The sequence below is a fragment of the Actinomycetes bacterium genome (assembly GCA_035506535.1).
Lineage (GTDB): Bacteria > Actinomycetota > Actinomycetes > DATJPE01 > DATJPE01 > DATJPE01.
Window position 1 is genome coordinate 24,538 of sequence record DATJPE010000077.1, and the last position, 8,050, is coordinate 32,587.

Sequence of the window (8,050 nt, forward strand, 5' to 3'; positions counted from 1 at the left end):
TCGGGATGGTGCTCGGCCATCTTCGGGCCTGGGGGCCCTCGTTGTCAGCCAGAGCGGCAAACGTGCGGCGCGACGCAGCTTCCGCGTCCGCGTGAGAGCATGCCGACGGTGGCAGGGGCCGGGACGGGGGTCAGTCGTGGCGGACCGAGCAGGCGGCCTCCGGCTGGCCTGGGAGCGTCGTGACGGGGACTCCGCCTTCTGCGCCGTCCGCGAGCTTCGCTCGGGTCGGGTCGCCATCGCCCTCGGCTGCGTCGACGGCGATGCCTCGGGCCGATCTGCCAGCCATCTCGCGGCTGCCCTGCGCGCGGCCGGCGACGACGACCTGCCCCCCGCCCGCGCGCTCGACGACGCGGGGGATGCGCTGTACCGCCTCGATCCCGCGGCGATCGCCCGTTGCGCCTACGCCGTCCACGACCCGGTCGACGGCTCGCTCGAGCTGGCCCTGGCCGGGGACCTCGGCGTGCTGCTCGTGGACGGCGCCTCGGCGGTGGCGCCCGGCGAGGCGGGTCCGCCCATCGGCGGCGCCTCGACGGGGGGACGTCGGCAGAGCGTCCGCGCCTGGCCGGCGGACGCGACGCTCGTGCTGTGCACGGGTCCGCTCGACCCCCGCGCCTGGCAGCGCTGGTGGCGCGGCGGCGTGTCGCCGCACGTCGAGGGTCTGCCGGGCCTGCTCCTCGACCGGCTGCCCGCGGCCGGCGCAGCCGTGCTCGCCGCCAGACCGGACGCCCTCCTAGCGCCCCGCGTGGCGACCCTGCCTCTGACCGCCGAGCCGGCGGGGGTCCGGCGCGCCCGCGAGTTCGTCGCGAGGACGCTGCAGGAGTGGGGTCTGGCGGGCGACCAGGTGGAGCGGGCCCGGTTGGTGGCCAGCGAGCTGGCCACCAACGCCGTCCGCTACGGCGGGGAGCAGCTCTCGGTCCACCTCGCCCTCGGCCCCGAACGGCTGGCGGTCGAGGTCCGTGACGCGACCTCGGAGCTGCCGCGCGGCGCGACGCCGGGCGGTGAGGCCGAAGGCGGGCGCGGCCTGCTGCTCGTCGGGTCGTTGGCCCAGGACTGGGGCGCCCGCCCGCTCCACCCGCATGGCAAGGCGGTGTGGTGCCGCCTGCCCGGGGCGAGCCCTCAGCCCTCCCACGAGTAGCGCAGCCCGATCTGGCGCCGGATCTCGTCCATCGTCGACATGATCGAGAGGATCTCGGCGTGCGGGAGGACCGGGCTCTCGGTCAGCCCGGCCCGGACGCAGCGAGCCACCTCGGCGGCCTGCATCCGCAGCCCGTGTCCCTCGAAGGGGAACTCGCGGCGCTCCCGTCGCCCGTCGCGGTGGACCAGCGTGTAGGCGCTCGGCGCATAGAAGGTGCCGTCCACCTCGATCCGGGCCTCGGTGCCCGCGATCCAGGCCTGGCACGGCGTCTTGGCCTCCAACGTCGTGGTCACGACACCGTGCGCCCCGTCGGCGTACTCCAGCACCGCCGAGGTCTGCGCGTCGACACCGGTGAAGGCCTTGCTGCTGCGCGCGCTGACCCGTTCCGGGGCTCCGAGCACCATCGACACGAAGGAGACCGGATAGATACCGAGGTCGAGCAGGGCACCTCCGGCCAGCTCCGGTGCGAAGAGTCGGTGGACGGGGTCGGGCGGGAAGTACTGCCCGTGGTCGGCCGAGACGGCCCGCACGGTCCCCAGGGTGCCGGCGGCCAGCTCGGTCCGGATCGAGACCACGTGGGGCAGGAAGCGTGTCCACATCGCCTCCATCGCGAACAGGCCACGCGCCCGAGCGGCGTTGAGGACCTCCTCGGCCTCACGCGCGTTGACCGTGAACGGCTTCTCCACGAGCACGGGGTGCCCGGCGTCGATGGCGAGCAGGGCCGCGTCCCGGTGGCTGTTGTGCGGGGTGGCGACGTACACGGCGTCGATGTCCCGGTCGGCCACCAGCTCCTCGTAGCTGGCGTGACGGCGCGCCACGCCGTGCTCGTCGCCGAACGCGTCCGCGCCGGCGCCGGTTCGCGAGCCGACGGCCACCACCTCGGCGTCGGGGAGCCGGGCGACGTCGCGGGCGAACGCCGCGGCGATCCCTCCGGTCCCGATGATTCCCCAGCGGAAGGCAGCCGCGGCGGCGGGCGTGGTCGTCACGGGCCCATCCTGTCGCAGGCGGGCTACATTGGTGGCCCGGTGTTGGCCCGGTGTGGGCCCGGTGACAGGCCGGGGATCCGGCCGGCGTGGCGCAACTGGCAGCGCACCCGACTTGTAATCGGGCGGTTCCCGGTTCGAATCCGGGCGTCGGCTCTCGTCCTGGGAGGGGGCATGTCTCGCAGCAGGGCGACCACCATCGCCCTCGCGGCCACCGCCGTCCTGTGCGTCGTGGAGGTCGCGCTCGTCCACCTCGGCCGGACGGTACGGTTCGACCCGGCGTGAACGTGCGATGCGCCTGCCCGGCGACGACCTCATCGGGCATCCCGATGTCGTGACCACCCACGCGGTGACCGTCGACGCGCCGCCCGCCACGGTCTGGCCGTGGCTGGTGCAGATGGGCTGGCACCGGGGCGGCTGGTACACCTCGCGCTGGGTCGACCGGCTGCTCTTCCCGGCCAACGCCCCGAGCGCGACCCGGATCGTCCCCGAGCTGCAGCACCTCGAGGTGGGGGACTTCGTGCCGGACGGTCCGCCCGAGACCGAGTGCGGCCTGCACGTCATGGCGATCGACCCCGGGCGCTCGCTCGTGCTGCGGTCGACCAGCCACCTGCCCAAGCGTTGGCGGGACAGCGGCGTCGCCCGCCTCGACTGGTCGTGGGCCTTCGTCCTGCTGCCCGTCGACGGGGTGAGCCGTACCCGCTTCGTCTTCCGCTCGCGATGGGTCACCCAGCCGTGGTGGCTCACCGCCGCGGGTCTGGTCCTCGTCGTCCCAGCGGACTTCGTCATGTCCCGGGCCATGCTTCGCGGGGTGCGAACCCGGGCGGAGGGATGGCGCACTGAGGTTCGCTGACTGCCGGGTCAGCGAGTGCTCACGCCCCGCTCCCTCTCACGTACGATGAGGCGCTGCACGAGAGCCTTTGGGGCGAAGTTCATCCGGCGCGCTTGGCTGTCGACCGGAGAGCGGACACCATCTGCTCGACCGGGGTGACTCTCCGGGACCCTTCGACCTGGAGCACCCCGATGTCCGCACGCCGACCCATCGCCTCCGCTGCCGCGCTCACGTGCCTTCTCGGGCTCGTGACGCTGGCCGGTACGTCGCCCGCGACGGCCGCCTCCACCGCGATCCCCGCGGCGCTGCGCAGCTATGTCCGCGCGGACCGCACCGGCGCCCAGTGGTCCCTCGCCTCGACCCACGCGGCGGCGGCGTGGACCAAGTCGACCGGCAGCGGCGTCGTCGTGGCGACGGTCGACACCGGGGCCGACGAGAGCGCACCGGACCTCCAGGGCCAGCTGGTCCCCGGCGCCCACCTCGACAAGACCGGCCGCATCGTGGCCGGGGACGTGACCGACACCTACGGCCACGGGACCCACGTCGCCGGGATCATCGCCGCGAAGGACGACGGCTCTGGCATCACGGGCATCGCGCCGGGTGCCAAGGTCATGCCGATCAACGTGGACAGCCCGCTGCTGGACGGCGAGACGGTGGGCGAGGCGATCCACTGGGCGACCGACCACGGAGCCAAGGTCATCAACCTGTCCCTCGGCTTCGACGACATCAAGCTCTACCAGTCCGACGTCGCGCCGATCTGCGCCGCGTCGAAGTACGCCTATGACCACGGAGTGGTCGTGGTGGCCGCCGCCGGGAACGACGGCGAGGACCTCGACCTGCCCTCGGCCCCCGCTGACTGCGGTGACCCGATCTCCGTGGCGGCGCTGGACAACACCCTGCAGACGACGTCGTGGTCCTCCTTCGACCCGACGGTCGCGCTGGCGGCGCCCGGCGCGAACATCTACTCCACGGTCCCCACGTCGGTCTCGAGGACCCGCTACGCGACCTTCTCCGGGACCTCGATGGCCTCCCCCTTCGTCGCCGGCGTGGCCGCTCTCGTGCTCGCCGAGCACCCCGGCTGGACCCCGGACCAGGTCAAGACGCGCCTGGAGGACACCGCCGAGGACCTCGGCCCGTCCGGCTTCGACCCGCGGTACGGCTACGGCGCCGTGGATCCGGCGGCCGCCGTGGGGGCGGCCGCTCCCGCGCCGGTCGCGGTCCACTTCCTCACCGCCGGCGCGACCGGGCTGCCGAGCCGCCTCGACGCCGACGGCGACCCCGTGATCGACCACACGCTGGTCACGTGGGAGCCGGACGCCACCGCCAAGGTCACCGGGTACACGGTGACGACCTACGCCCCCTCGGGGACCACGACGACCGACCTGCCGGGTACGGCGGTGCGCTACATCACCCCGGTCACGACCGCGGGGTACGTCGTCACCGCACACACGACGAGCGGCGACCTCGTGTCCCCACCCGTCTGGTACTCCGTCCAGGACGACACCTCGTCGGGCATGACCACGCTCAAGCCGGTGCAGCACCTCAAGGCGCGGTTCACCGCGAGGGGCTCGGTCGTCGTGAGCTGGACCAACCCCAAGGTCAACGCCGGCCACGCCGATGTCGTCTTCGTCGTCCTCAACAACAACCTCGCCGTGTTCCGGCAGGGCAAGATCCCGACGCACGTCACCGTCCCGGCGCGCTCGGTACCGCCCGGCGACCTCGCCATCCTGGTCGACGTCGTGTCCAGCCAGGACTTCACCGACGCGGCCGCCACGACGAAGCTCGGCGCCCGCGTGCCCTTCTCCGGAACGGCGGCACGCGCCGGCTTCGACCGCTACCGGCTGACCTTGAACCTGGCGCCGAGCTGGGGCCACCGGGTCTGCCACCTCAAGACCTGCGAGGGCGTGAAGCTCTTCGTCGTCACCCATGGGGTGGTGTACGTGTCCTACCTCGACGAGGACGGCCAAGCCGTGACGACGGTCCGCGGCAGGGCGCACCTCTCATCGGTGCTGGTGCGGGTACGAGCGGCGCGTCACCACTACCACCGCCTCGACATGACGACGGTCCACCTCAAGATCCACCGGTCGCGGTCGAGCGGGTCCGGCGGGTCCGAGTCCGGCGGCTCCGGGTCGATCGGTGTCGGCTGAGCCCCGGGTTCAGCGCCGCAGGAACCGGCGGATCCCGTCGAGGAGCCCGGCGGCGTAGCGCGCCTGCCCGGTCCGGGAGGACATCAGCAGCGCGTCGTGGGCGTTGCGCATGTTGCCGAGCTCGACGAGCACGGCGGGGACGTTGCTCAGGTTGAGCGTCCCCAGGTCGGTGCGAACATCCAGCCCGTCGCCGCCGTACGCCGTCGACCGGCTCAGGTGGACCTGCCCGAGCCCGGCGCGGACGTCGAGGGCGAGTGTGCGCGACCGCGCGTAGATGTCGTCGGTGTAGCCCTTGATCCGGCCTGGCCGGATCACGACGAAGCCGTGCTGGGCGGAGGCGAGCCCGTCGCCGTGGAGGCTGATCAGCAGGTTGGCGTGCACCTTGGCTCCGAACCGCCCGCGGGTGGTCACGCACGGGCCCCAGCCGGTGTCGCTGGTCCGGGTGAGCCGGACCGTGGCGCCGAGAGCCTCCAGGCGAGCCCGCAGTCGTTTGGCCAGCTGCCAGGTGAAGCGGTGCTCGGGGAAGCCGGCGTTGGTCGAGGTGCCGACCGTGTTGCACGCCTTCCACTCGGTGCCGATCCACACGAGGCGGTTGATCTGGGCCAGGTGCGAGGAGTTCCCGCCGTTGTGGCCCGGGTCGATCGCGATCACCACTCCCGACAGTGGCTTGGCGCTCGACCTGCTGGACCACAGGGCCGCGGCGTCAGAGACGCTGCGCTGTGGGGCCGGGCTCGTGCTGACGGTGGCGACCGGCGTAGGTGCCGCGGCCACCGCGGTCGAGGCCGCCAGGGCGGCCGCGGTCAGGGCTGCGGCGAGCAGGGCGGGTCGATGCACCGTGGGAGGCTACCCCGAACGGTCGCGGCGCCTCGCTCGTGCCGTCGTGAAGCCGCTTCAGTTCGACGGGGCCGGCGTGATGCCGCTGATGATGTAGTCCTCGTCGTTGAAGTCGAGGTTCACGCCCTGCGAGTCCACGCACATCAGGTAGGTGTTCGCGACGATCGCGCCCGAAGCGTTGCGCAACGGGTAGAAGCGGATGTGATGGCCGCAGGGGCCCGACGTGGGGCAGCCGTGGCGGTAGTCGTTGGCCATGGTGCCGGTGTTCAGGGTGTCGTCGCTCCAGTCTGCGGTCGACCCCGAGTTCGTCCGGAACCCGAAGGTCTGGCCACCCGGGCTGAAGCTGCCCTCGGCCCGCGGCCCGTTGCTGCCACCGGGGAGCAGGGTCTGGTAGTCGGTCCCCGCCTGGCTGAGGAAGTTGGTGGCCGATCCTGGGCTGCCCTGCGGGTACCAGAAGAGCGGCTCGTGCCCGCCCTGGGTGTGGGTCGCCACGACCTGCCGGACCGACACGCTGCCGTCGCTCGCCTGCCAGTACGGCGACAGGACCTCGTCACCGACCGCCACGACCAGGCCGTTGCCGTAGTTGATCCCCTTGTACACACCGTTCGCGTCGTAGCCGCCGGTCAGGTGCGTCGTGATCCCGAGGGCCTGGTTGATGAACGACTGCAGGGGCAGCTCGTCCGCCCCGCCGGCGGTCTGCTGCCACGCCCCCGCCAGCGTGGCCGTGGCCACGGTGTGGCCGGGGTCGTTGCTGTTGATCGTGAGCTGGCCGTACTGGACACCCTTGGCCGGCAGGTTGCTGGCGTCGCACGTGGTCGCCGGCGTGTTCCCGCGGCAGTAGTCGAACCGGACCTCGACGGTGATCGAGGATCCGCTGCCGAGGCTGTAGGGGAAGGAGACGGCCGTCCCGCCCGGGCACCCGTCCTCGAGGTTGGAGTACACGAGCTCGTACGGCCCGCTGACGCTCATCGAGTTGATCGTGACCGGCCCGCCCCCGGTGTTGGTGAGCCGCATGTCCGCGCAGGGCTTGACGTGCAGGGTGTCGGTCTTGTCCACGTTGGTGGTCCCGATGCGGTTGAACACGTAGCGGTAGTCGGTGAGCTGGGTTCCGAGGGCGGTCTTGATCGCCCCTGAGGGCCAGTCGAGGTTGGTCGGCACGAGGCTCCCGCCCCAGCCGCTCGGGACCGGCCCGTTGTTGACGGCGGGCGTCTTCGCGGACCTCGCCGGTGACGCGGACCGCCACGTCGAGGCCACCGCGACGACGACGTAGGTGTAGGTGGTGTTCGCCCCGACCGAGAGGTCGACGTAGCTCGTGCTCCCGTCAGTGATCTCGGCCAGGGGGGTGTTCGACGCTCCCGAGGGCGGGACCGCGGAGCCGTTGCCCCGGAAGACCTGGTACTCGGTCGTGTCGGGGCCAGTGCTGTTCCAGGCGAGCAGCACCTGGCCGGAGGACGCCGTGGCCGTCAGGGTCACGGCCGGCACCGGGACCGCGCTGACCGCGCTCGCCGGCGCCTTGCCGCCGGCGGAGACCGACACGACGCGGAAGTAGTAGGTCTGGCCGTTGACGAGGGGGTGGCCGGCGCCGTCCTTCGTGACCGGCAGGCTGCGGGCGTCGGCGTGGCTCGTGCTCGCCGCTGGGGTCCCGGTGATGCTCACGGTCGAGGTCGCGCCGACGTACACGCGGAACCCGGTGATGGCATCGGCCCCGGCTGGGACGGTCCACGACACCGTCACCGACTTGTCGTTCGGCGCCGTGGTCACCCCGGAGGGGGCGGGGATCGGTGTCCCCGGCACCGCGCTCGAGTGAGCCGTGAACGCATCGGCGTAGGCCTGGACGACGTAGTACCGCGTCTGGCCGTTGGTGAGCCCCTTGTCGGTGAAGGAGTGCGCCGCCGCCTTGAGGGTCGCCAGCGGGGTGGTCAACGAGACGCCCGAGGTGGGGCCGCGGTAGATCCGCCAGCCCTGGACGGTGCCGCCCGCGTCGTGCCAGCTCACCTCGACCGTGCCGTCGCCGGACAGCGTGCTCACCTCGGTCGGGACCTTCGGCGGGACGAGCGGTCGAGCGGAGACCTTGGCCCCCGAGGTGGCGTGGTGCTTGGGGCTGATCGCGCGGACGACG

Annotated in this window: 6 protein-coding genes and 1 tRNA gene; 4 read left to right on the top strand and 3 right to left on the bottom strand. The window is 72.6% G+C overall.

The annotated features are described in order from the left end of the window. Positions 1-136: 136 nt before the first annotated feature. Positions 137-1,135 carry an ATP-binding protein gene (locus VMI11_12905; GenBank protein ID HTY73308.1) on the top strand — a complete coding sequence of 333 codons (999 nt, stop codon included), beginning with the start codon at positions 137-139 and terminating at the stop codon, positions 1,133-1,135. On the opposite strand, the gene VMI11_12910 is transcribed toward VMI11_12905, so the two are convergent. Beyond that, positions 1,117-2,121 (bottom strand): Gfo/Idh/MocA family oxidoreductase, encoded by a 1,005-nt coding sequence (locus VMI11_12910; GenBank protein ID HTY73309.1) that lies wholly within the window; start codon positions 2,119-2,121, stop codon positions 1,117-1,119. The two genes, VMI11_12905 and VMI11_12910, sit on opposite strands and share 19 nt — an antisense overlap. A gap of 80 nt (positions 2,122-2,201) precedes the next feature. Here VMI11_12910 and VMI11_12915 point away from each other — a divergent pair. The 3 genes from VMI11_12915 to VMI11_12925 all read left to right on the top strand — a co-directional run bounded on the left by VMI11_12915 (position 2,202) and on the right by VMI11_12925 (position 5,097). Then, a tRNA-Thr gene (locus tag VMI11_12915) sits at positions 2,202-2,274 on the top strand. Between the two features lie 136 nt (positions 2,275-2,410). Next, positions 2,411-2,971, top strand: a complete 561-nt coding sequence (locus tag VMI11_12920) for a hypothetical protein (GenBank protein HTY73310.1) — start codon at positions 2,411-2,413, stop codon at positions 2,969-2,971. 170 nt (positions 2,972-3,141) lie between these two features. After that, positions 3,142-5,097 (top strand): S8 family serine peptidase, encoded by a 1,956-nt coding sequence (locus VMI11_12925; GenBank protein ID HTY73311.1) that lies wholly within the window; start codon positions 3,142-3,144, stop codon positions 5,095-5,097. Between the two features lie 9 nt (positions 5,098-5,106). Here VMI11_12925 and VMI11_12930 read toward each other — a convergent pair whose 3' ends face one another. Next, positions 5,107-5,931: an N-acetylmuramoyl-L-alanine amidase gene (locus VMI11_12930; protein HTY73312.1), complete on the bottom strand. Its 825-nt coding sequence runs from the start codon at positions 5,929-5,931 to the stop codon at positions 5,107-5,109. 57 nt (positions 5,932-5,988) lie between these two features. After that, positions 5,989-8,050 (bottom strand): hypothetical protein (locus tag VMI11_12935; protein HTY73313.1); only part of this gene is annotated, 2,062 nt, incomplete at its 5' end.

What these genes read in the sequence shown, in the direction of transcription:
- VMI11_12920 (HTY73310.1), top strand. Translation starts at nt 2,411, where the DNA reads ATGCGCCTGCCCGGCGACGACCTCATCGGGCATCCCGATGTCGTGACC.
- VMI11_12925 (HTY73311.1), top strand. Translation starts at nt 3,142, where the DNA reads ATGTCCGCACGCCGACCCATCGCCTCCGCTGCCGCGCTCACGTGCCTT.